The organism is Micromonospora sp. R77 (genome assembly GCF_022747945.1).
Lineage (GTDB): Bacteria > Actinomycetota > Actinomycetes > Mycobacteriales > Micromonosporaceae > Micromonospora.
On sequence record NZ_JALDST010000001.1, the window covers coordinates 530,277 to 554,915 of the forward strand.

Here is a 24,639-nt window from a genome sequence, read left to right on the forward strand (position 1 = left end):
CCGCATCCCTTCCCCGATTCGGCATTTGGCGCATGAGCATCCGTGCGGACATCTCGCACGGATCGTTAACCGTGCGTGACTTCCCGCAGGCTGTTGGGCCGCATGTCCGTCCAGTTCGCCTCGACGTACGCGAGGCTCTCCGCATGGCTGGCCGGACCGAAGACTGAGCGCCACCCGGCAGGTACGTCTGCGAACGTCGGCCAGAGTGAGTGCTGATCCTCGTCGTTGACCAGCACGTAGAACTGACCGTCCTCGTCATCGAACGGGTTGGTGGTCACTTATCGCCTCCAGAAGTCGTTCCATCAGTCAATTGCTGGCCAGAGGCCACGCCGGCGCGGAGCATCCGGTTGATGACACGGCTAATCTCGGCCGCGTTACGCGGCCAGTACATTTCGTTGTGAGCGCAGGCAATGTCGTAACGGTGCACCCGGCCATCGACGTACTGCTGCCAGAGCATGTCCATTTCCTCGTCTAGCTGGCGCTTGTCGTGGGTCTCTGGGTCAAGCAGCGCGTTGAAGAAGACGACATCGCCGCGGTACCGGCGCGAGGTGTAATGCCGCATCTGCTCCATGTGGTCCACGAAGATCGACGACGCGGTGCCGACCAGGAACTCGTACTCCTCCATTCCCTTCAGATGGCCCATGTAGTTGGCGAGGAAGACGCGCACCTCCCTCTCGTCGAGGGCTTCCAGGTCGGCGAAGTGGCTGGCTGGCGCGGCGTCCAGCAGCGCCAGGAGCGCCACCTCGTGCCCACGGCGCTGCAGCTCCGCAGCCATGGCATGCGCTAGCGTGCCACCGAAGGACCAGCCCAGCAGGTAGTACGGGCCACGAGGCTGGACCTCCTGCACCTGTCGCACATAGTCATCGACCATGTCCTCGATCGAAGTCGACGGGGGCGTAAGCCCGTCGAAACCGCGGGCTTGGATGCCGTAGAGGGGCCATGCTGGGTCGATGTGTCGTCCGAAGCTCAGGTACGGCCAGCTCAGTCCCCCGCCTGGGTGTAGCCACCACAGCGGCGGATTGTCCCCCGCAGTGCGGATCGGTAGCAGAACGGCGAACGGGTCCTCGAAGCTCACCTCCGTGTCCGCGGACAACTGCTCCGCGAGTTCCGCCACCGTGGGGTGTTGGAACACCGTCCTGATGGGCACGTCGATGCCCAGCTTCTCGTGGATCTGCCAGACAAGGCGGGTCAGTCGCAGCGAGTGGCCACCGCAGGCGAAGAAGTCATCGTCGATGCCGACCCGGTCCAGCCCCAGCACCTCGGCGAATAGCCCTGCGAGGGACTCCTCGCGTGGGGTGCGGGGGGCCCGATACGCACCGGCAACCGGGTCGGGATCCGGCAGCGCGGCGCGGTCGACCTTCCCATTCCTGGTGAGCGGCAGCTGGTCGAGGAGCATGATCTCGCTCGGCATCATGAATCCTGGCAGTTCGCGGGCCAGGTCCTCGCGTAGCAGCGACGGCAGCCGGGACGCCCGAACCGAGACCGCAGGCGTGTTGGTGAGTCGCCCGGAGCTGATGCGCGCGGGCCGGTACACACCGGCGCAGACGAAGGCGCCGACATCGGGCAGCACGACTGCGTCGAAGTGCTCCGCTGCCTCCATCGACCACGTGCAGTACACCGCCAGCCCTCGGGCAGCACCCCACGCTTCGAGCTCAGCGGGGTCGAGTGAGCCCCGATCGTCGATAGTGCCGCCCCACTCGCCGGCCTCGGTGACCAGCCTGGCGTTCGGGATGCCGGCAAGACGGACAGGGCCGCCGTGGCGTGCCAGCGCTGACTCTACATCTGTCAGCTCGCGCACCTCCGATCCCCAGGCCGCGACCGGCAGGTCCGCGAGATCCAAGGGCTGAGCCGGTTCCTTGTGCAGCACGACCTCGAAGCGGTGCCGAGTGAGCTCGTTGTGGTAGCTGCCCTTCTTGAGGCGAATGTCGGTGCCGACCACCTCAGGCCGCGCGTCGGCCCATCGGGTGAAGTAGTCGGGGTCGATGACCAGTTCTTTCTCGTCCAGGACCGCGCGCTCGACCGCGGCCTGCACGGCGGACGGCCGGTCGTCGGGGTGCCGGGCACGGTGGACCGCGGCGCTGAACGACCTCTGGGTGCGATAGTTACGCACGTCACCGATGACGATTCGTCCCCCCGGAGCCAGCCGAGCCAGTGCGATGTCGAGCACCTTGGTGAGGTATTCAGCATCCGGGAAGTACTGCACTACCGAGTTGAGAATCACCGTGTCGAAATGTGCTGCGGGCAGGTCACCGGGCTTGTCGGCGGGCAGGCAGCGCAGAGTCACCCGGTCCGACAGCCGAGGGTCGGCGTCGACCTGCGCGCGCAGACGGTCGATGACGGGGGCGGAGAAATCGGTGCCCCAGTACTCCTCAACTCGTGGTGCCAGCGGGCCCAGCAGCAGGCCGGAGCCGACGCCGATCTCCAGCACCCGCCGTGGGCGGAGTGCCTGCACTCGCTCCACCATGGCCTCGCGCCATGCCCGCATCTCAGGGAGCGGAATGGCTCGACCGGTATAGGAGCTGTTCCAGCCAGTGAAGTCGTCGCCGACCCCTTCCAGGCTCACCTCGCTCGCACCGTACATAGAGTCATAGATGCCGCGCCACTCATCGACCTGTTCGACGGCCTCCTGTTGCGACGAGACGGATGCGTCGGGCACTACGTAGGCGACGAGGTGGCGCTCACCTGACCGGTCCATGCGGACGGTGGCCACCGCCTGTGCCACACCAGCGCGCCGGCGCAGTGCAGCCTCGATCTCCCCCGGTTCCACGCGGAAGCCGCGGACCTTGATCTGGTCGTCCACCCGGCCCAGGTACTCCAGGAGCCCGGCAGAGTTCCAGCGCACCAAGTCACCCGTGCGGTACATGCGCCTACCGGGCGCCCCGAACGGATCGGCCACGAATCGCTTAGCGGTTAGGCCTGCGCGGCCGGCGTAGCCGCGAGCGACACCGTCGCCCGCGATGTACAGCTCCCCCACCACTCCGGGCGGCACGGGCCGGAGACGCTCGTCGAGAGCACGCAGTGCGGTGCCCTGCATTGGTCTACCGATGGGCAGCGGGTTGGTGCACTCGTCCGCCGAGGTCACCCGATGCCGAGCGGCGAACGTGGTGGTCTCCGTCGGGCCGTAACCGTTCACCACCACCAGACCGGGGCAGGCGTCGAGGACCCGGCGGGTCGCGGACGGCGACAGTACGTCCCCCCCTGCCCAGACCTCGGAGACCTTCGCGAAGCACTCCGGATGCTGCTCCGCCATCACGGCGAACAGGCCTGCGGTCAGCCACACGCCGGTCACCTTGCGCTCGACGATGGCCTGGGCCAGCACCGCGATGTCCAGCCGGCCTGCGGGTGCTACCACCGCCGTACCGCCGCCGAGCAGCGGCACCCACAGCTCGTATGTCGACGCGTCGAACGTGTGTGGTGAGTGAACTAGGACGCGGTGGTGCGCTCCACCGGTCCAGCAGTCGTCGAGTGCGAGGTCAACCACGTTGCGGTGGCTCACCTCGACGCCCTTCGGGCGGCCGGTCGAGCCGGATGTGTACATCACGTACGCGACGCTGTGCTCGCCGATATCAGGGATATCGGGTGCCGAATCTGGATAGGCGGAAAGATCCTCATTCGCGAGGCTGTAATCCACGACGACGTCGGGGGCGAGATCGGCGAGCATGAAGTCGATGCGCTCGCTCGGGTAGCCGGGGTCGACTGGAACGTATGCCGCTCCGGTCTTTAGCACCGCAAGGACCGTGGCGACCAGCAACGGCGAGCGGTCGAGCACCAGCGCGACCCGACCGTGCGGGCGGGCACCGCTCGTCTGCAGATGGCGAGCGATGCGGTTGGACCAGCGGTCCAGCTCGGCGTAAGTCCATCTGTCCGCGCCGTCCGCGGTGACCAGTGCTGTGACATCTGGGTGCGCAGCAGCCACGGTCGCGAACCGTTGGTGTACCGGGACCGCCTCGAGCGGCGCGTCGCGGCCCTGACCGCCCCAACGGGCCAGCGTCGCTGATTCTTCGTCCGTAAGGAGGTTCACAGCCCCGATGGGCGTCTCCGGTACGGCCACCACTTGGCGCAGGAAGTGCGTCCAGCGGTCGAGCAGCGTGGTGATCGTGTCGGTGTCGAAGAGCTCCGTCGCGTACTCCGCGAAACCGGAGATGCGGCTGAGTCTGTCGTCGGCACGTTCGGCGAGGCTGATGAACAGGTCGAAGCGCGAAACACCGGTGTTGAACAGTTCCTCGGACACGCTCAGGCCCGGCAGGGTGAACTCTGGCCGCGCGTTGTTCTGCATGGCGAGGCAGACCTGGAACAGGGGATGGTGGGCAGGCGACCGCACCGGGTTGAGCACCTCGACGAGGTGTTCAAACGGAATGTCCTGGTTGTCGTAGGCGGCCAAGCTCAGTTCCCGCACCCGGCCGACGAGCTCGGCGAAACTAGGGTCACCAGAGACGTCGGCCCGCAGCACCCAGGTGTTGACAAAGAAGCCCACGAGCCCGTTGAGTGCCTCGTCGGTGCGGCCGGCGATGGGCGAGCCGATCGGCACGTCGGTGCCTGCGCCCAGCCTGGTGAGCATCGCGGCGAGCGCCGCGTGGAGCACCATGGACACCGTGGCGCCGGTCTGCCGGGCCACCCGCCGGATGCCCTGGGTGAGCTCCTCGTCGAAGTCGAGGGGGACCAAGTCACCTTCGTACGACGCCGCCGGGGGGCGGGCTCGGTCGGTAGGCAGGTCGATGGTTTCCGGCAGGTCCGCCAACTGGGTCGTCCAGTAGTCCAGCTGCCGCCGGTACAGGCTGTCTGGGTCGTCACTGGAGCCCAACAGCTGCCGTTGCCACAGGGTGTAGTCCGCATACTGGACCGGCAGCGGTTCCCACGCCGGTCGCCCGTCGCGGCATCTGGCCTCGTACGCGGTAGCAAGATCCTTCGCGAGCGGCAGCGCCGACCAGCCGTCCGCCGCGATGTGGTGCGCGGCGATCAAGAACACCGATTCGCGGGCACTGATCCGGAACAACCACGCGCGGATGGGGACCTCGGCGGTGAGGTCGAAGGGCCGGCGGGCGGCCGAGCGCAGGGCGGCGTCGAGTTCAGCCTCGGCGACTTGGGTCTCCTCCCAGGGCACTTGGACCTCATCCATGGCGATGACCTGCTGATACGGCTCGCCGTCCGCCTCGCCGAAGACGGTACGCAGAGATTCGTGCCGCATCACGACGTCATGCACGGCACTGCGCAGAGCTGTCGCGGCGAGTGTGCCGCGCATTCGCAGGGCCAGCGAGACGTTGTAGGTCGCCGAGGGCCCTTCGTACCGGTGGATGAACCACAACCGCTGCTGGGCGAAGGAGAGCGGCAGCCGCTCCGGCCTGGCCTGAGGTTGCAGCGATGGTCGGACGTTGTTCACGTTCGTCAGGTGCACCGCCAGCTCGGCGACTGTGGGTGCTTGGAAGATTACCCGAATAGGGATTTCCACGCCGTGCACCGCGCGAATCCGGCTGACCAACCTGGTCGCGAGCAATGAGTGTCCGCCGACGGTGAAGAAGTTGTCGTCCACGCCGACCCGGTCGAGTCCGAGCACTCCGGCGAAGAGTGCGCAGAGAGACTTCTCCTCGGGCGTCGTCGGGGCTCGTCCGCTGCTGCCTACCGTGTAGTCCGGTACGGGGAGCGCACGACGGTCCGGCTTGCCGTTGTCAGTCAGCGGCACGCTACCGATCGGTACGATCGCGGCGGGCACCATGTACTCGGGCAGGCTGTCCCGCAGATGTGTACGCAGGGCGGGCAGCAGCGTGGTTATACCGCTGGCCACTGCAGGGTTGTTGACCAGCATTCGGTCCCCCGCCGCGGGAACGTACGTGTTGCTCAGGATTCGGCCAGGCTTCGGGCCGTCCTGAAAAATGAGCACGTCGACTTGGTCGACCGCGCTCGCCGACAATGCCACGACCGCATCCCAGCCGTGCTGCTCCGCCCACGCGCGAACTGCGGCCGGATCGAGCGGTGGCGTTGCGGGCGCGAGGGTCTCCTCCACGCCCAGCTCGCGTGCGGCGGCGCACTCGTCGGTCAGGCGCGCGTTCGGCACGCCGGTGACGCGGACGGCTGCTTCCTTTCGGGCGGCGACCCGCTCGGCGAGCCTATCGAGGTCACCGTCCCACACGATGGCGGGCACGGCGTCCAGGGATGGCAAATCGGCCTGTCCGACCGGCTTATGCAGCACGACCTCGTACCGGTGTCGGGTGAGCTCGTTGTGGGCGGTGCCGTCCTTCACCCGGAGGTCGACGCCGGCGCCGCCGGCCCTCGTGGCCCAGCGCAGGAACCACTCGGGGTCGACAACGAGCTCCTTCTCCAGCAGCACGGCTTGTCCAACGGCGCTGCGCAGCACGGCCGGCGTAGCGTCTGGGTGCTTTGCCCGCAGGATGGCGGCCTGCAGGACCCGGAGGGAGCCCGCCCGTCGGATGTCGCCCAGGACAATCCGCCCGCCGGGCGCGAGTAGCTCCCACGCACCGTCGAGAACCCGCTGCAAGTACTGCTCGTTTGGGAAGTACTGCACGACGGAGTTGAGGACCACGGTGTCGAATCGGTTGCGGGGAAGGCCGGACAAGTCGTCGGCGGCTTGGCACCGCAGTGCCGCGCGGTCGGCCAAGCCGGCGCCTGCCACCTGCTGCTGTAGTCGTTCGATCACCGATGCGGAGAAGTCGGTCGCCCAGTACTCTTCCACCTGCCCCGCGATATGGGCGAGTAGGAGCCCGGATCCAACGCCAAGCTCGAGGACATGCCTCGGCGACCAGCACAGGATGCGATCTACCGCCGCGTCCCGCCAGGCCCGCATCTCCTCGAGCTGGATCGGCTCGCCAGTGTAGGCGCTATTCCAGCCGGTGAAGTCGTCACCGAGGTCGGTGTCTTCGCCGTCGGCGTATGCCTGCTCGTAGACCTCCTGCCACTCGTCGACCTGCTCGCTCGCTCCGCCCGCGGTGTCCAGGGCGCTGGTGTCCGGGACGACGTAGGCGACCAGCCGCAGGTCGCCGGGCTGGTCTTCGCGCGCGGTGACGATGGCTTGGCGGACGGCCGGGTGCCGGACCAGGACGTGCTCGATCTCGCCGGGTTCGACGCGGAACCCGCGCAGCTTCACCTGGTTGTCCGCCCGGCCCTGGAAGCAGATGTTCCCGTCGGGGAAGAAGCTGGCCCGGTCGCCGGTCCGGTAGAGACGGTCACTGTCACGGTCACTGAAGGGGTCGTGCACGAAGCGTTCGGCGGTCAGATCCGGGCGGTTGGCGTAACCGACGCAGAGAACGTCTCCCCCGATGTACAGGTCGCCTTCGACGCCGATCGGGCACGGCTGCATGTGCTCGTCGAGAACGTAGTAGCGCGCGTTGTCGATGGGACGGCCGTAAGGGATGCTGTGCCATGCCGGGTCGATCTCGCGAACGCGGAAGTAGTTGGACCATACTGTTGCCTCGGTCGCCCCGCCGAGGCTGATGACCTCTGCGCGGCGGAACACCTTGCGAATCTCGTCCGGCAAAGGCAGCGGCGTGTAGTCACCGGAGAGAAATACCAGGCGCAGGTTGTCGGTCCCGTCCCACTCTTTGTCGGAAGAGAGCAGCGGGGGCAACTGATTGAGCGTGGTCGGCACTGAGTTCCAGAAGGTGATCGGCTGGGTGAGCAGCAGATTCAGCAGCAGCTCAGGGTCGCGCTGCTCAGCCTCGTCGGCGACGTACAGCCCACCGCCGCATCCGAGCAGGCCGAAGATGTCGAAGACGGAGAGGTCGAACCCCAGCGAGGTGAGGCACAGGCCGATGTCGTCGGGGCCGAAGTCGAAGGTGCGGTAACACCAGTTGAGTAGGTTATAGACGGGTCGGTGCGTCATCACGACGCCCTTAGGCTTTCCGGTGCTGCCGGACGTGAAGATGACGTACGCGGTGTTGTCGGGTCCGGTAACCGGGTCCGGGTTCCCCGCTGAGCCGGGCGGTGCCGACTCCCCCTCGGCGGCCACCTCGACTAGCTCGACACCCACAGGGAGGGCCGGTGTCGACGTGTCTGAGGTGGACAGCACCAGTGGTGCGCCGGTGTCGGCGAGCATGCTGGCGATACGCTCGGCGGGGGACGATGGCTCCAGCGGCAGGTACGCTCCGCCCGCCTTCAGTACGCCGAAGACCGCAGCGACCATGACTGGACCTCGGCGGATGCTGATGCCGACGACGGTCTCCGGGCCGACGCCGCGCTCCTTGAGGTCCCAAGCGATCCGGTTCGCCCGGTCGTTCAGCTCGCCGTATGTCATGCTCCCGTTGGCCCAGCGCAGCGCGACCGCTCCCGGCCGACGGGCGGCCTGTTGCTCGAAGAGCAGGTGGAGCGGCCCCGGGCAGGGGAAGTCGCGAGCCGTGTCGTTCCACTCGATCAAGACCTTGTGGCGCTCAGCCGCGTTGAGAGGTGAGATCGCCTCGGTGGGCGGCGTCGGCGCAGTGCTGAGCTTCCGCTCGCCGACGGCCGGTACGTCGAGGGCGTCGATGGTGATCGTTGGGTCGTCGATTGTTTGTTCCACGACGCGTATGAAGCGCGCCGCGATCCCCTCCACCGTTGAGCGTTCGAAGAGTTCGGTGGCGTACTCGATCTCCCCCATCACCGAGCCGTCGGACTTGTTTGGCGCCAAGTTGAAGAACAGGTCGAACTTCGCGGTGCCTGTGGGGATCGGTTCCATCGACACTGTTAGACCCGGCATGTCCAGCGTCGGCGGGGCGTTATTCTGCCACGCGAGCACCACCTGGAACAGCGGGTGGTACGCAGCCGAACGCTCCGGGCGCAACGACTCCAGCAGCCGTTCGAACGGGACATCCTGGTTCTCGTAGGCCGCGAGTGCCTTCTGCCGCACTTGATCTAGAACCGATTCGAAGGACGACTCCGGGGAGACGTGGACTCGCAGCACCCAAGAGTTTACGAAGAACCCGATCAGGTCATGCAGTGCCTCGTCGGTACGCCCCGCGATCGGTGATCCGATCACCACGTCGGTGCCACTGCCCATCCGGTTCAGCAGCACCACCAGCGCGGCTTGGAACACCATCGACACTGTGACGCCGCGGGCCCGGGCCATCGCCTCCACCCGTGCGCGCACCTCAGCAGGCAGCTCCAGGGGCACCGACCCGCCCAAGTTGCTCGCCACCGACGGCCGCGGGTGGTCCCACGGCAGCGGCAACGGTTTTGACACGCCGGCGAGTTCCTCACGCCAGTACGCTGTCTGGACAGACAGCAGACTCTGCGGATCCGTCTCGTCCCCGAGTTCCTCGCGCTGCCACAACGCGTAGTCCGCGTACTGCACCGGCAGGTCCGTCCACTCCGGGTCGCGACCGGCCACCCGCGCGCGGTATGCCACTGAGACGTCGCGCGCCAGCGGCGCCAACGACCCGCCGTCACCGGCGATGTGGTGGATCACGAGCACGAGCAGAAACTGGTCGTCACCGTACTGGACGAGGCTCGCTCGGAGCGGCACGTCGGTCGACAGGTCGAACCAGCTTCGGGTGACCGATGAGATCACACCCGACACCCGGTCCGGAGCTACCCGACCCCAGTCCTTCCAGGGCAGCTCGACCTCGGCTGGGTCGAGGATGCGCTGGAAGGGCTCTCCGTCCAGCTCCCCGAAGACGGTCCGGAGCACCTCGTGGCGCCCCATGACGTCCTGGAATGCGGCACGCAGCGCGGCGGCGTCAAGCGTCCCGGTGAAGCGCAGGAGCAGCGGAATGTTGTACGTCGAGGATGAACCCTCAAAGCGGTTGATGAACCAGATGCGCCGTTGCGCGTATGACAGGGGGATCATATCTTCGTTCACCTCTTGATCATTTTGCGCAGCGGCTTGCGAGCAGGGGCGGACATCTCACTCCAGCGAAGGGCCAACTCAGCGACGGTCGGTGAGGTGAAGAGGGTCCGGATCGGGATCTCCACCCCCAGCTCCGCCCGGACCCGCGCCACCAGGCGGGTGGCGAGCAGCGAGTGGCCGCCCAGGGCGAAGAAGTCGTCGTCGACCCCGACCCGGTTGACCCCTAATACCTCACCAAATAGTCTGCACAGCGTTGCTTCTTGCGGGGACTCCGGCGCCCGGTAGTCGTCCCCGCTGAATTCCGGCCTTGGCAACGCCGAACGGTCCAGCTTTCCATTCGGCGTCAATGGCAGCTCGGGTAGGACGACGACGGCTGCCGGCACCATGTATCCGGGCAGACTCTCTCCCACGAACGCCCGCAGCTGCTCGGGAACCGGCTCCGCGTGCCCGGCTTCGGGCACGACATACGCCACGAGCCTGCGGTCGTCGGGAGAGTCCTCACGGGAGAGAACGACGGCTTGGCGGACGGCTTCGTGTCGGATCAGGGTGCCCTCGATCTCGGCGGGTTCGATGCGGAAGCCCCGCAGTTTGATTTGGTGATCGGAGCGGCCGAGGTACTCCAACTCACCGGTGTCGGTCCAGCGTGCGAGGTCCCCGGTGCGGTACATCCTGGAATTCGCCGGACCGAACGGGTTCGCGACGAACCGGTGGGCGGTCAACCCCGGTTGGCCGGCGTAACCGCGGGCGAGACCCCGTCCGGCGATCCAGAGGTCACCGATCGCGCCGGGGGGAACTGGACGCAAGGTTCGGTCCAAGACGTAGACCTGGTAATTGGCGACAGGACCGCCGATGGACGGGGGCATGCCCGAGGAGCCGGGCATGAGATGCGCGGCCGTGGAGTAGATGGTGGTCTCGGTCGGGCCGTAGAGATTGGTCACCTCGGCCGCGTGCGCGCACAGCTCCTCGGCCAGCGACACGGGCAGCGCCTCACCGGTGGAGATCACCCGCAGCCCGGCCAGGCATTCCGCGGCGTGGGTGACCAGCACCTGCCAGAGCGCCGGGGTCGCCTGCATAACGGTGACGCCGGCCCGCCGGAGAAGGTCGCGCAGCACTAGGGGCTGGGTTACCTCCTCCGTGCCCGCCAGCACCACCCTGGCTCCGCACAGCAGAGGGAGGAAAAGCTCCAGCGCGGCGATGTCGAATGCGACCGTAGCGACCGCCAGGACCCGGTCATTCTGCGAGAGCGAGAACCGGTCCTGCATGCCGAGAAGGATGTTGGTCAGCGCTCCGTGCTCGATGACCACGCCCTTCGGTCTGCCAGTAGAACCGGAGGTGTAGATGGTGTAGGCGGTGTGCCGCGCGTCAATGGTGGCGGGCGGCTCGTCGGTGGAACAGGCGATCAGGTCCGCCTCAGCCAGCTGCCGCGCATCCAGTACCAGCACCGGCGCGCTGTCCTCGATCACGGACCGCACGCGGGCGGCCGGGTAGTCCGGATCCACCGGGATGTAAGCCCCACCCGCCTTCCACACGGCCACCAGCGCCGCCACCAAATCAACCGAGCGTGGCAGCAGCACCACCACCCGGGACTCCGGTCCTACACCGCTCCCAATCAACCAGTGCGCCAACCGGTTGGCCCGCTCGTTCAGCTCCCGGTAGGTCACCGTGCGGCCATCATGCTCGACCGCCACCGCGTCCGGGGTCGCCGCCGCCTGCGCGGCGAACAACTCGGGCACGGTCACCTCAGGAACCACAGTTGCGGTGTTGTTCCACCGGCGCAGAACCCGATCCCGTTCCTCCTCGGTCAGCACGTCGATTGCACCGACGGGTGCCTGCGGGTCGGCCGCGATCTGCCTCAGCACGTTGATCAGCCGATCGGCGATGACCTTCACCTCGTCTTGAGTGAAGGCATCGTGCTGGTACTGCAGGGATAGGCGTACCAGCGGATCGGCCGCTGCGATAACAGTCAGCGGGTAGTGGGGTGGGGCGTACGGACGAACGCCGGTCACGGTCAGGTCCGATCCCGCGCTCGCGGCGCTGAGGCCCGCCCGGTCGACGGGGAACGACTCGAAGACCATGAGCGTGTCGAAGAGCGTGCTCATCCCGAGTGACCGCTGAATGTCAGCGAGCCCGACATGGTGGTGGTCCAGTAACCGTGCCTGGGTGTCCTGCAGCCGCCGCAACATCTCCGCGATGCTGTCGGTCGGTGCGCACCGTACGCGCACAGGCACCGTGTTGATGAACAGCCCGATTGCCGCCTCCACCCCCGGCAGTTCCGCGTGACGGCCGGAAACGGTGGCGCCGAAGAGCACGTCGTCCCGGCCGGTCAGGCAGCCAAGAACGACGGCCCACGCGCCCTGCACCAGGGTGTTGACGGTGACGCCGATGCTCGCGGCTCGACGCGCCAGCAGCGCGGCGTCCTCCCCGGGAAGCGCGGCCACCACTTGTCCGCTGCCTGTACGGTCCGACCGCGGCCCGGGTGCTAGCAGGGTGGGCTCTGCCACCCCGGCCAGTTCCGCCTTCCACGTGCGTGCCGACCACGCCCGGTCCTGCCGTGCCAGCCATTGCAAGAAGTGCCGGTAGCCGGTGGTGGGCGGATCTGCGTCCCGACCGTTTACGGCATAGAGCCGGATCAGCTCCCGCTCGATCAGCGGCAGCGACCAACCGTCGAACAGCACATGGTGCGCGGTGAGAATAAGCTCGGCCTGCTCCGACCCCAATGTGACCAGGGCGAGCCGCAGCAGCGGTGGCGTGTCGGTGTCGAATCGAGCATTCCGTTCGGCGGCGACAATGCGCTGGAAGCGTTCATCCGCCGCCGGCTCGCCGGTGAGGTCAATGTGCAGCCAGGGCAGCGAGACGTCGTCGACGACGACCTGTACGGGTTCACCGGTGCTAGTGGAGAGGAATGCCACCCGCAGGTTCGGGTGCCGATTGATCAGGGCCTGGCCGGCGGCGCGCAGGCGCGTCGGATCGACCGGACCGCTGAGCCGGAACACGAACTGGGTCTGGTAGGCCCCGGTCGCCGTGTCGGTGAGCATCGTGTGAAACAGCAGACCCGCCTGCAGGGGGGTGAGGGGCCACACGTCACTTATTCGGCCGAAGCGTTGTTGCCAGTCGTCCAGCTGGAGCTGGTCCACCGACACCAGCGGCACGTCCTGCGGAGTCATGCCAGTCGCGCCCCCGTTTACCAGGGTCCGCAAGCCGCGTAGGGCGGCATACCAGGTGTCGGCCAGGGCGTGGACCTCGTCGGCGTTGAGCACACCGGTGGCGAAGGTGAACAGGGCGGTCAGCTGCGCACCGTCGCCGGTATCGGTCACGAGGGCGTTGAGCTCCAGTGCGCTGACCACGGGCATGGAGGCATGGGGTGCCGGGACCAGCTCGTCGAACTCCGGTGCCGGGGTCCACCCCGGCTCGCCTCCCGGCTGAGGACGGGCGAACGAGAAGTGTCCGAGGAAGTTGAACTGGACGTCGTCCACCGGGTACCGGCGCAGCACCGTCGCGGTCTCGTCGTTCATGCAACGCAGCAGTGTGTAGCCGTTGCCGTCGCCGGGTAGTTCGCGCCGCTGCTCCTTGACGCGTTTGATGGCTTCCCCCGCCGCCGCTCCCCCGGCGATGGCCTCGTCAACATCGATTCCCGACAGGTCGAACCGGACGGGATGGACACTCGTGAACCAGCCGACGGTACGAGAGAGGTCCGCGCCGGGCACCAGCTCCTCGTGCCGTCCATGCCCCTCTAGGCGGACGACCGTAGCGCTCTCGGGCGCGCCACGCCGGTGCCGTGCCAGCGCCAAGAGCAGAGCGGTGAGGAGTACTTCCTCTGCGCCACTGCGATATGCCGCCGGCACGGCCGTCAGCGCGGCACTGGTGAGGTCGGCGGGTAGCCGTAGGCGGACTGTCTCCGTCGCCGCAGTGATATCCGCTACGGGATCGAGCGGTCGAGATCCGACCGGTGCCGCGGGGCCTGACAGTAAGTCGCGCCACAGTGCGAGCTCGGCCATTCGCTCGGGCCGCGCCGCCTCGTCCGACAGCGCCTGCAGCCACCGCCGCAATGACGTTCCGACCGGGGGTAGCTCCGGCGTCGCGCCCGCGCGGACCTGCCGCCACGCTTCGGCCAAATCGGGCAGCAGCACCCGCCAAGACATCCCGTCTACCACGAGGTGGTGAGCCACGATCAGCAGCCGTCCGTGTCCGCCTGCGTCCGGCTCGAACCACACGAGCCGGAGCATTCGTCCCGCGTGGGCGTCGATGTGACGCACCGTCGCCGTCGCCTCCTTGGCCAGCAGCTCCCCCCAGGAGTCGCAGCTCCAATCCCCCGAACAGCGCAACTGCTTGATGAGTGCCGCAGGGTCAGGGGTGCCGGGCGGCTGCACGAGCAGGCCGCCCTCAACCAGGCGCGAGCGCAGCACGTCGTGCCGGTCGAGCACGGCGCCCACGGCTGCGGTGAGGGAGTCGTGGTCCACCCCGGTGGGCAGTTCCAGTACGAGCCACTGGGCGAGCCGGTCCAGGCCCGGGCCACGCTCGGCGATTAGCCGCGCCATCGGCGGCAGCGGCACCAGGCCGACACCGCCGCCGTCGAGCTCGGCGAGCGCTGGCGGGGATGTGCCCTGGGTGGCGGTGACGGCTAGCGCGGCGACGGTGCGGCATTCAAAGACGGCGCGTGGGGTGAACACGAGGCCGCTCGCGCGGGCGCGGGTCACCACCTGGATCGCCCGGATGCTGTCGCCACCGAGGGTGAAAAAGTCGTCGTCCACCCCGATCTCGCTCAGCCCTAGCACCTCGGCAAATGCGTCCGCGAGCACCCGCTCCTCTGGGGTGGCGGGCGGCCGGTGGGCACGGGGGGTGAACTCTGGTTCCGGCAGCGCGCCGCGGTCCAGCTTGCCGTTCGCGCTCAGCGGCAGCCGATCCAGGACGACGAAGGCTGCGGGAACCAGATGTGCCGGTATTCGACCTGCGATGAAGGCCCGCAGCTCGGTGATGTCCAGCCCGGTGTGGAAATCCCAGTCTGAGCCGTGCCGGTCGATGCCGCCTGAAGCGGTTGGCACGACGTAGGCGACCAGCTGATTGGCGCCGTCGGCACCGCGGCCCGCTTTGGCGAGGACTGCGGCCCTGGCCACCCCGGGGTGCGCGGCCAGCGCCGCTTCCACCTCGGCGGGCTCGACTCGAAAGCCGCGAATCTTTACCTGGTGGTCCGCGCGGCCCTCGAACTCAAGTTGGCCGTCGGCGTTCCAGCGAGCCAGGTCACCGGTGCGGTACATGCGCTGCCCGGGCGGCCCGAACGGGCACGCAACGAAGCGTTCCGCCGTGAGAGCCTGGCGGCCGTGGTAGCCCCTCGCGAGGCCGGCACCTGAGATGTAAAGCTCGCCGCGTACGCCGGCCGGGACCAGCCGTAGACTGCTGTCGAGCACCAGCATGGTGGTGTTCTGGATCGGCGTGCCGATCGGAATCGTGGTTACGCCCGGCCGGTATTGCCAGGCCGTGACGTCCACTGCCGCTTCGGTCGGCCCGTACAGGTTGTACAGGGGCACGCCGAACAGCCGGAAAAATCGGGCGGCCAGGGCGGCGGGCAGGGCCTCGCCGCTACACACGACGCGGCGCAGGCTAGCGCAGGAGTGTGCGATCTCGTTGTCGGCGAACTCCGCGAGCATCGACGGGACGAAGTGAAGCGTGGTGACCCCAGCTTTCTCGATCACCTCGGCGAGGTAGGCGGGGTCGCGGTGGCCGTCTGGTCGGGCTACGACGAGCGTCGCGCCGGCGATCAGCGGCCAGAAGAACTCCCAGACTGATACGTCGAACGAAGCCGACGTCTTTTGCAGCACCCGGTCGGTGGAGTCCAACCTGAAGTGGTCTTGCATCCACAGCAACCGGTTTACGATCGCGGAGTGTGGCACGACGACGCCCTTGGGCTGGCCGGTCGAGCCCGACGTATAGATCATATACGCGGGATGCCCCGTGGAGATGGGCGCGACCGCAGTGGGGCTGTCGGCTATCGGAGTGTCGTCTGCTGTGATCACGGGGATGCCGGTGATGGACAGCTTCTCGGTGGCTGTTTTGACGCCCAGCACGAGGACGGGCTGGGCATCGGCGAGCATGAACTCTATACGAGCAGCTGGATAATCTGGATCAATCGGCACGTAGGCCGCACCGCTCTTGAGCACCGCGACCAGCGCCACGACGAGTTCCAGCGAGCGGGGAATCACCACGGCGATGAACCGCTCGGGCCCGGAACCGTTCTCGGTCAACGTGCGGGCGAGGTGATCGGATCGGTCGGCGAGCTCCTGGTAGGTCAGGGACGCGCCCTCGAAGGTCACCGCAAGGGCGTGAGGGGTAGCGCGGGCCTGTCGCTCAAGCAACTCGGTCAGCGTGACGTCCGGCACGGCCACCGCCGGGCCCGAGCATCCGGCGAGCAGCGCCCGCTGCTCGCCGTCTTGGAGCACGGGGGCGTCTGCTACCCGCGCCGAAGGGTCAGCCATGGCCGCGCGGAGAAACATCACGAATCTGTCGACCAGGCCGGCGACGTCCTCGTCGCCGTAGAGCGCACTCGGCGCATCGAAGCGGACAAACAACTCGCTACTGCGAGTGCCGTCGGTATAGATGCAGACCATGACCTCGTCGGCGAGGCCGAACGTGCCACCAGCAAATCGCGCCACCCCGTCACCGAGGTCGAGCGCTTCGACGAACGGAATGACGTTGACGACAGCACCGAACGGACCGCGCGTCTCGGCTGCGCGCCCGGTGGCCCTCTTGATCAATGCGGTTTCGTGCCGGGCGTGCCGGAGCACGGCGACGCGCTCGCGGCGCAGCGCTGTGGCCAACTCCAGAAGGCTCGCTGCAGGAGCCACCTCGACTTGAACTGGCACCCGGTTCGAGAAGAGGCCCATCGACCGCCGCAGGGCACCAGTGCGGTGGTTGACCGTGATGGTGTGCAGTGGCTTGGACACGCCGCACATGAGCCGTAAGTATGCTGTTGCCGCTGCGGCGATAAGGTCGGGGACACTCGCGCTCGACGCCGCGGCCTGGCGTGTCCAGGAGGCGACCTCGGCGGCGGGAACCGTCGCAGTGCGCGTGGTCATGCCCAGCGGTCGGGTGAGCCTATCCCAGTACCCGGCGTGGGGAGCGCCAGCAGACGGGCGGACACCAGCAGGAAGCCGCGCTGCGGCTGCCTCATAGGTGAGGTACTCCTGCCAGAACCGCTCGGCGTCGGCGAACCGACGCGAGGACCGATACGCCTCGTCGCCCTTTGTGGCGTCAGTCCACGACCACGTAGCGTTGCCAGGGATGGCGGAGCCTTCACTCAGCGCCCGATAGACCTCGGCAATCCGGCGAGATAGCAGCGTAAGGACGCCGAACGCGTCGGTGAGGATATGGTGGAACACGAGGACCAAGAGGTGACGGTGACCGCCCAGCCGGATCGAGCCAATCCGCAGGAGCGAGTCCCGCTCAAGGTCGAAGGGCCTAGCGACTAGATCGGCCACAAAGTCCCGGGCGGCCTCGGCCGGATCCTCGGCGTCGCTCACATCGACATGGAACGGCTCCCACCCTCCCATGTCTCTGGTGACCAGCCACAAATGGTCGCCCTGTCGACGGAAGTTCACCGCAAGCGCGTCCGCTTCCGCCACGACGGCCTTCAGCGCCGAATCGAGGAGGGGTAGGTTTAGGTCACCGTTGACATCCCACAGCGACGCCACGTTGTTCGGTCGGTCCGGTGCGAACTGCTGTGCGAGCCACATAGCCTCCTGCGCCGACGTAACGCCGATCCGTCGCATCCAGGTATCCCTCCCGCGGATATGGGATCCGCGCCACCCCGTCGTCCTCGCGACCAATCGTCGAGGCATCGCAGAGGTTCGACCACTAAGGTGAAAGAGTTTGGCCAGAGATCAAGAAGGAAGCCCAGTACAGCGACGATCACCTAAAGCGCTGTGTCGTAACCAAGCGGGGCATGGTGACCGTTGCAGGGTTGGCGGGACGCGGATCATGCGGTGCGGGACGTAGAGGTATTCACTCCAGAGCGGTAGATCGCCGCCACACGTGGATTTGCGTCGAGGGTTGATCACCTCACACTGCCGCTGCGGCGCCGTCGGCCATGACCGGCAGTCGGTTGACCGACCGTGGATCACCGACGGCATGCCAAGCATCTGCCGACACCAATGGTGACCTGCGGTCCTGTCGAGTACCGATGGTTTATGCTCCGCGCGACCCAGCCCTAGACCCAAGTCGGGATCGAGGTGCCGTCGACGATCGCGACCTGGTCGACCGACCGTCGCTGCACTGGCGCGAAGGAGAGAGCGGTCCGAAGATGTCGATTCTATTCGTATGACGGATGAGCTGGTCACACGGTCTATCCGCTGTGGCCGTCGAGGGGTGAGCAGGCTCTTGAGGTGGTGTTCATCGACGAACTGGGGCCTGGCGGGCGCTTTCGGATGATCGTTGGCGTTATTTCGGGCGCGCCGAGCCGCGTCGCCGGGCGCTGGATGACCTGGCCGGGGCAACTGCCGATATCGGCGAGTGAAAACGGCTGGACTGTGGCCGAGGCCGCTGCTGACACCATGCTCGACCGGACGGAGCGACAGCTCGACAGGCTGCGCCGGACTCGGACATTGTTCGCGGTGAGCTGTTTGCCTAGGTCTTCGGGCCCGTCGGCTACGACGGGCTGCTGGCCATCGGCGATGCGGCGCCTGGCCAGCCCGGACAGGTAGACCACGTGAGGCCCCCACGCGTGAGCCACCGCGACAGGCAGAGCGCCGATCGAAACCGGCTGGTCGACCACGAGAAGCCGGCCGAGGCGGGCGAGCTTGTCGACCAACTGCCGCATCCGGGCCTCGGTGTTCAGCAGTGCCGCGTCATGCAGCCGCTTGCCGTCCGGTGCCGACGCGATTGCGTGGTGATCACCCTTGCCGACCTTCAAGCCGAGGTAGATGCCGCAACCGTCTTCTACCGCGCTACGTATGGTCCCCGCCGCCTCGGTCGCTGGTCCAGGTGCCGGACTGTCGGCAATCGCGTTATGAAGTGACCTACCCCCACACGGGTGGCTGGGTACCTATCAGCGGTCCACCGACGCCACCCGAGCCGGCGACAACCCCCGGATCATGCCTACGACAGGGGGAGGAAGTCATACCGGATCCGGGCGACCGAGGGCGGGCGCGGCAAGGGTCGACGGTGCTTCCGTTACCCCCCGCGACCCCGAAGACCCCTGCCGCTAGGTCGACTGTCAGTGACAGGCGTTAGTACGTCCCTCAGGCCCGATGCGGACACGCGATTGCGGTAGATGCGCGGTGACCAGCTAGGTCGATGTCACCAGCCCGGGTTGAAGAACGTGCTATGTCGGCTGCTCTGGGCTCTGAGGGTGCCGGGCCGCGGTGTTCGCACCGCCGGCGCTGGTACGGACCACCTCCGCGACGGTCACCTCGTAGTCGGAGTACCACGTTGTGTGGCCCATCCGCTGCGCCGCGCGGTGGTCGTCGTCCGTGCGCCACTTCTCCAGCGTCTCCTTGTCCTGCCAGAAGAGGACCGCGAGGCGTTCGCCATCTTCTGCCGTGTACTGCTTGATCTTGACTGGGTCGGACCCGGCGATGGCGCGGACCCGCTCTGTCAGGCGCTCCTCGGTAGCGTAGTACTCCTCGCCCGCCTCATCGGAGAGACGGGAGCTGAACAGGATGACAAACATCAGCACTCCCCTAGGCTCGCTATGCCGGCGGCGGACACGCAGGCGCGCAGCCTGGAGTTCGACGCCGAGACCAGTTCCGCGCCGTGCCTGCTCAGCAGGTCCTCGACCAGGCTATCCAGACGTCTGTCGTCTTTCAGCACTGCGGCGTAGCTCTCCTCGGTGAAGGCACACCGCTCGTACAGGGGTACAAATCGGTCGGGAAATAGGGCGATGAGACGGTTCCGTAGCTCCTCGGCGTGGGCGATGCTTTCCGCTGGCGGGTTCGCCATGTGGTGGTAGTGCTGATATGACAGGTAGGAAATCGCATGCGCGTCCTCGATCCGGATTTTCTCGTAGGCGGCTAGCGCAGCCGCCCAATTCTGGGTGGAGTCGAGGCGGTCGACGAGTGTGCGGACATCCTCGAAGCCGCAGTTCATACCGTGCCCCATGAACGGTGCCATCGCGTGGCAAGCGTCTCCGAGCAGCGCGAGCTTGTCGCGCCACACCCATCGGTCACAGCTCACGGTCATGATGGTGCCGATCGACTTGACGGAGAGCTGATCGGCGAGGTCGGGAATGGCGGCCGCCGGCTTGCCGAACCGTGATACGAACATCTCGAGCAGGTCCTGGCCGCTCTCGACGACGGCATAAGAGGGTGCCGGCCCTTCGTGCCGTAGGAACAGCGAACCGGCGAAATTCCCCGAGGGTAGCGGGAAGGCGGCGAACAGCGCGTCACCGGTCGGCCAGTAGTGCATAGTCGACGGATCCAGCCAGCCACCCGGTACATCGATTTCCTGGTGTGCCAGCTCGAGTCTCCGTACCACCGCCTGCGCTCCACGCGTGACCAGGGCCGCGCGCACGACGGAGTGTGCGCCGTCGCAGCCGAGCACGCGGCTGTACGCCATCCGAGTCGAGCCATCGCCGTTTTCTACTTCCACGGCCGGGACGTCCGGATCGACCTCGCGGACCCGCTGCTCAAACAGGATCTTGACCCCGGGAGTCGCCTCGGCGGCGTCCAACAGGAGGCAGTGCAGACGCGCCCGCTCCACGGACCAAATCGGCCGCCAATCGCGGCTGTAAGGACTGACGTGGGAGCGTCCGTCCGGTAGATGCGCACAGCGGCCGTGGATGGGCAGGCAGATAGCGCGTACTGCGGCGTCGAGACCCAGCTCCGACAGCGCCCGCCAGCCGCGCGTCGACAGCATTACCGTGATGGAACGGCCTCGTCGACCGCCGCCACGACGGGGATCGGCTCGTCTTTCTAGGACCGTCACGGGCCCGAACCGCGGCGCCAGGTACATGGCGGCAATCGCGCCCACTGGTCCTGCACCGACGATGGCGATCCCGCCTCGTTCCTCCGAGCGAGCCATCTGGTTGTCCCGCATGTCACCGCCGTCTCTCCTCGCGGCACTCCCTTCCGGGGGCCGGGTGTTCACTTCGTCAATGAGGCGAGGCGGCTAACGCAGCTCTGCCATGACAGCGGCACCCGTCTGCGCCGTGCTCAGCGATCCGCCGAGGTCAGGCGTCACGCGGCCCGCCTCGACAGCGGCCACCACCGCCCGCCGAATGGCCCCGGCCTCGTCGGCGTGGCCCAAATGCTCGACCATCAGCGCCGTCGATAGGATCGCGCCCAGCGGGTTGGCGGTCCCGGTGCCAGCGATGTCAGGTGCGCTGCCGTGCACCGGTTCGAACAGCCCGTATGCGGTATCGCTATTCAAGTTGGCAGACGGCGCCATCCCCAGACCGCCCGCGAGTGCAGCGGTGAGGTCGCTGAGGATGTCCCCGTACGAGTTGTTGGTGACAATGACGTCGAAGGCCGTCGGGTCGCTGACCAGCTTCATGGCCGCCGCGTCTACGTACAGGTGCGACGTCTCGACATGCGGATACCGTTCGATGGCCTCGCGCCAGCAGCGCTGCCATAGCTGCCCGCCGTGTCGGACGGCGTTGGCCTTATCCACCATGCACACTGACCTACGGGCTACGGAGAAGGCGAAGTCCAGGACCCGCGACACGCCCCGGTGGGTGCTGACGTCGAGGTCGACTGCGAACTCCTCCGGTGACGCGGCACGCATGCTCCCGCCGATCCCGCTGTACAGGCCTTCGGTGTTCTCCCTGACGATCACGCAGTCGATCCCGCGTCGTGCTGGATCGCGCAACGGGCTGAGCCGGTCGTGCCACAAGTGCGTCGGACGGTAGTTCACGTACAGGTCGAACTCGAGGCGGAGTCTGGACAGCACGGTGCGCACGTACGCCGTCTCGCTCACCCGTGGATCCCCGATCGCGCCGAGCAGTGTGGCGTCGCTGTTGCGAAGGTGGTCGAGGTCGGCTTGAGATAGGGCGTTGCCCTCATGCAGGTACGTGTTCACATTCACGTTGTCCAACACATCGAACTCCAGCCCGAGACCGAGCACCTGGAGGAGCGCGAGCGCCGGTTCGATCACCTCCGGACCGATTCCGTCTCCGGGAATGACGGTGATCCGCTGCATGGGGATGCTCATGCCGGGTTCCGGCCCAGGACGTCCGAGATCAGCTCCCTGGTTTCGGTAGCGATGTGGAAATGCCCGCCCGCGCGCACTCGTAACGCGAACTCACCTTCGGTAACCGCGGCCCATCCTGCTAAGCGCGCCTCGTCTACGAGTGGGTCTCCGGTGCCGTGGTAGCAGGTCACCGGGCACGAGAGCGGGTTGGCCGCCGAAGGCGGTTGGTAAGTAGCGTGCGCCCGCAGGTCCGAACGCAGCGTCGGAAGCAGAAGCTCGCGCAGTTCGTCATTCTCAGCGATTCCGGGCTCGATGCCGCCTAAGTGTTGCAGGATTTCCCAGAACTCATCGTCGGGCGCTAGGTGTACTTGAGGGTTGGTCATGTGGCCCGGCGGCAGGCAGGCGGAGACGCAGAGCCTCCTCGGTTCCCGGCCTCCGTCGCGCAGCGCCAATGCGGTTTCGTAGGCCACCACCGCACCAAGGCTGTGCCCGAACAGCACGTAGTCACCCATGGGCAGCCGGAGCAGCTCCGTCGCGGCGTGCGCCGCCATCATCGATACAGTGTCTACCAACGGCTCGATGAACCTGTCGCTACGTCCGGGGTATTGGACTGCTAGGAGTTCCACACCAGGCGGCATCGCGGAAGCCCATTCAGCGAACGCCGCGGCGGAACCCCCGGAGTGCGGGAAGCACACCACGCGCAGGGAAGGAGCCGCAGCGGTGGTCAGCGACCGCAGCCAGCCTAGTTGCCTCTTCCGGCTCATCAACCCGCCTTTCTCGCCAGTCTCCGCTGCCCCTGACATGTTCTGTCGACTCCGGACCGCTTCGCCCGATCGCCGAAAGATCTACGCAAGAAATCGGGGAATTTAGTTTGCGCGTTGCCACGATAAAAAAGGAGTGAAAAACCCACTGGAGCGCGCTGTAACGATTTCCTGAAAGGTAAGTGATCATGCTGGATGGATTTGTGCCCTGGCCCGGTCATCTAGCGGCGGAATACCGTCGGAAAGGATTGTGGATAGGCAAACCCTTGGGCGACCTGATGCATGATTCTTGCGAGCGGCACGCCGATCGGACGGCGGTGGTCTGCGACGATGAGCGAATGACCTACGGTGAGCTGTCCCAACGCGCGGATCGGCTGGCCGGCGGCCTGCTCCGGCTGGGCATCAGGCCCTTGGACCGGGTCGTCGTACAATTGCCCAATATCCCGGAGATCGTCGTCGTGGTCTTCGCTCTGCTGCGCGCCGGCGCAATCCCGGTCCTGGCGCTTCCCGGTCACCGCAGAACCGAAATTTCCCACGTGGCTGACCACTCGGGAGCGGTCGCCTACATTGTGAAGGACCGTTTCGGCGGCTTCGACTTCCGCCAGCTGGCCAGGGAGGTTTCCTTCATCCCTCACGTACTCGTCAGCGGCGACGCCGAGGAATTCACTGCGCTAGAGTCCGTCAGCATCGGGGGTGCCGCGTTGCCTAGGGTGGACGCAGCCGATCCGGCGCTGTTCCTGTTATCCGGTGGCACGACGGGACAACCGAAGCTGATACCTAGGACACACGATGACTACGGCTATGTCATGCGCGCCACCGCCGAGGCCGTGCATGCGGACGAGGAGTTCACGTACCTCGCCGTCAACCCGGTCGCTCACCAAGCCGCGCTGGCATGCCCCGGGGTATTCGGGACGCTGCTAGTCGGTGGCAAAGCGGTCCTCACTTCGAGCGTGCGCCCCGACGAGGTGTTCCCGCTGATCCGTCGAGAGGGCGTCACCTTCACGACGGTCGTTCCCTCCGTGCTGCGCCTGTGGGTCGACTCAGGCCGGGCGGATGGCGATCTATCTCAATTGATTATCCAAGTCGGCAGTGCCCCGCTGGACCCTGGGCTCGCACGTCGAGCGGGCGATATTCTGGGCTGCCGGATCATGCGGTGGTACGGCATCAGCGAAGGGTTGCTGACCCACACCAGGTTCAACGACCCGGAGGACGTAGCCGTGAGCACCGATGGTCGGCCCATGACTCCACACGACGAAGTGCGAATCGTCGACCGGCTGGGGGCTCCCGTACCTGACGGCCACATCGGCGAGATGCAGGCACGTGGCCCTTACACCATTCGCGGATACTTCCGCGCTCGCGAGGAGAACACTCGTTCATTCACGCCCGATGGCTTTTTCCGCACGGGCGACCTCGTCCGGCGCTCGGACGACGGCAACATCACAATCATGGGTCGAGCGAAGGACGTTATCAACCGCGCGGGCGAGAAGGTGTCGGCAGAGGAGGTCGAGTCCCAGTTGCGCACCCACCCCGCCGTGCGGGACGCCGCAGTCGTCGGGGTGGCGGATCGCCTCCTCGGCGAGCGCACCTACGCGTTCTTGGTGGTCGGCGACGATGACGTCCGGGCACCTGCAGTGAAGGAGTACCTCATCGGACGCGGTCTGGCTACCTACAAGATCCCCGACCGGGTAGTCCGAGTCGACGAGCTGCCCCGAACCCCGATGGGCAAGGTGGACAAAAAGGCGCTGCGCTCGCTCGCCGCGAACACCCGACGATGATGCCACAGGAGAGCGGAGCGCTACGGCCGGTCAGCTGTTCTGTCCATGAACGTCGGTGACAGGGCTGAGCTCTTGAAATAGGTGAGGACCTCCGGGTGAAGTACAGCTCGCGCCACCCGGAGGTCCTCGTGCCGGACGCTAACGCACCCCTGCCTGAACGCGGCGGGCTGCATCTTGCCCGCTGCGTGGCCGATGGCGGTTGGCCGCTGCTGCGGGTCGC

General features: G+C 66.9%; 8 protein-coding genes and 1 pseudogene. 1 reads left to right on the top strand and 8 read right to left on the bottom strand.

Translation table 11 applies throughout. From position 1 onward, the window contains the following. Positions 1 to 65 precede the first annotated feature (65 nt). The 8 genes and pseudogenes from MRQ36_RS02325 to MRQ36_RS02360 all read right to left on the bottom strand — a co-directional run bounded on the left by MRQ36_RS02325 (position 66) and on the right by MRQ36_RS02360 (position 22,686). Positions 66 to 278: an MbtH family protein gene (locus MRQ36_RS02325; protein WP_242792306.1), complete on the bottom strand. Its 213-nt coding sequence runs from the start codon at positions 276 to 278 to the stop codon at positions 66 to 68. Then, positions 275 to 9,781 (bottom strand): non-ribosomal peptide synthetase, encoded by a 9,507-nt coding sequence (locus tag MRQ36_RS02330; protein ID WP_242792310.1) that lies wholly within the window; start codon positions 9,779 to 9,781, stop codon positions 275 to 277. Before MRQ36_RS02330 ends, MRQ36_RS02325 begins: the two co-directional genes overlap by 4 nt. Beyond that, positions 9,778 to 17,529 carry a non-ribosomal peptide synthetase gene (locus MRQ36_RS02335; protein WP_242792312.1) on the bottom strand — a complete coding sequence of 2,584 codons (7,752 nt, stop codon included), beginning with the start codon at positions 17,527 to 17,529 and terminating at the stop codon, positions 9,778 to 9,780. Before MRQ36_RS02335 ends, MRQ36_RS02330 begins: the two co-directional genes overlap by 4 nt. 893 nt (positions 17,530 to 18,422) lie before the next feature. Next, positions 18,423 to 18,680: pseudogene (locus MRQ36_RS02340) on the bottom strand (transposase); the annotation flags it as partial. A gap of 399 nt (positions 18,681 to 19,079) precedes the next feature. Next, on the bottom strand, positions 19,080 to 19,427 hold the full coding sequence (locus tag MRQ36_RS02345; RefSeq protein ID WP_242792319.1) for an antibiotic biosynthesis monooxygenase: 348 nt from the start codon (positions 19,425 to 19,427) through the stop codon (positions 19,080 to 19,082). Further along, complete coding sequence (locus MRQ36_RS02350; RefSeq protein WP_308194771.1) at positions 19,427 to 20,791, bottom strand: NAD(P)/FAD-dependent oxidoreductase; 1,365 nt, start codon at positions 20,789 to 20,791, stop codon at positions 19,427 to 19,429. Before MRQ36_RS02350 ends, MRQ36_RS02345 begins: the two co-directional genes overlap by 1 nt. A gap of 72 nt (positions 20,792 to 20,863) precedes the next feature. Next, positions 20,864 to 21,904, bottom strand: coding sequence for an isocitrate/isopropylmalate dehydrogenase family protein (locus MRQ36_RS02355; RefSeq protein WP_242792320.1), 1,041 nt, complete (start codon positions 21,902 to 21,904; stop codon positions 20,864 to 20,866). After that, positions 21,901 to 22,686, bottom strand: a complete 786-nt coding sequence (locus MRQ36_RS02360) for an alpha/beta fold hydrolase (protein ID WP_308194772.1) — start codon at positions 22,684 to 22,686, stop codon at positions 21,901 to 21,903. The genes MRQ36_RS02355 and MRQ36_RS02360 overlap by 4 nt, the downstream gene beginning before the upstream one ends. A gap of 146 nt (positions 22,687 to 22,832) precedes the next feature. Here MRQ36_RS02360 and MRQ36_RS02365 point away from each other — a divergent pair, with 146 nt between their 5' ends. Beyond that, entirely contained in the window at positions 22,833 to 24,419 is a 1,587-nt protein-coding gene (locus MRQ36_RS02365; RefSeq protein ID WP_278187409.1) for a (2,3-dihydroxybenzoyl)adenylate synthase, read from the top strand. Positions 24,420 to 24,639: the final 220 nt, after the last annotated feature.